This window comes from Streptomyces sp. NPDC031274, from assembly GCF_055570235.1.
On the sequence record NZ_JBVIHP010000505.1, the window covers coordinates 1 to 1,023 of the forward strand.

Annotated in this window: 1 protein-coding gene and 1 pseudogene; one reads left to right on the forward strand and one right to left on the reverse strand. The window is 72.3% G+C overall.

Annotated features, from left to right (window positions below; translation table 11 throughout):
• Nucleotides 1-461: pseudogene (locus ACZ5CR_RS47525) on the reverse strand (hypothetical protein); the annotation flags it as partial.
• A gap of 176 nt (nucleotides 462-637) precedes the next feature.
• Between ACZ5CR_RS47525 and ACZ5CR_RS47530 the strand changes: the two are divergent.
• Nucleotides 638-1,023, forward strand: a 386-nt coding sequence (locus tag ACZ5CR_RS47530) for an NAD-dependent epimerase/dehydratase family protein (protein ID WP_468870312.1), incomplete at its 3' end; no start/stop codon positions are given.

A 1,023-nucleotide genomic window follows, 5' to 3' on the forward strand; every position in this document is an offset into this window, starting at 1 on the left:
TCGCTCGCGCTCAGCACCCGTGCGTGGGCGGCGCCGCATGCCCGGGCGGCGATCGCCCCGGCGAACGTGTATGGCTCCCACAGCACCAGGTCCGGCCCCCACTGACGGGCGTACCCGACGAGGTCCCGGACGAACGACTCGTCGTTGATCACCGAGTAGAAGTAGGGAACGGACAGGTCGTACAGGTTGAACAGGTAGTCCCAGTCGAACGCTTCGGGCCGGGGCAGGTCGATGTCCGCGGAGTACTTCTGGAGTTCCGCGCCCTTCTCCCGCATCGCTTCGAGCAGCCGGTGGTCGTCGCCCACCGGTACGGCGGTCAGCCCGGCCCCGGTGATCGCGTCCGCGAAACCGGGCTGGCTGGCCACCCGCACGTCGTGTCCCGCGGCGCGCAAGGCCCCGGCGAGAGGCACGAAGCCATGGAAATGCGAGGTGTGCGCGAAAGCCGCGATCAGCACACGCATGAACAACTCCCCCAGGGGCCGGATCGATGGACGGGACGTCGCCGATTGTGCCGCGACACCCGGGCCATGAACACGCGGAACCGTTCCCACTGGACCCGGGGACGAGTAGTCCTCGAGCGGGCGGGCGGCGTCCCGTCACGAAAAGCGGCAATCCGCCACGAGAAGAGGCAACAGCAATGGCCGGTCCCCTTTCCTCCGATGCCGGGTGGGACGCGTCACGCCGCCCCCTGGTCGTCGTCCTAGGCGCCTCCGGGTACATCGGTTCCGCCGTGGTGCGCGAGCTCTCCCGCCGCCGGATACGGCTGCGCGCGGTGGCGCGCGGTCCGTTCGCCGTACCGGCCGGCGGCCGGGCGGTGACCGCGGTGGTGCGCACCGATCTCACCGAGGAGGGCGCCGTCGCCGACGCGGTCCGCGGCGCCGACGCGGTGATCCACCTGGTCGCGCACATGAGGGGCCGGGGCTCGTGGCGGGCCGCCGCGTCGGACCCCCGGGCGGAGCGGGTGAACGTGGGTCTGGTGCGTGAGGTGGTCGCGCAGTGCGCGGCGGCGCCGGGCGGGGGCCC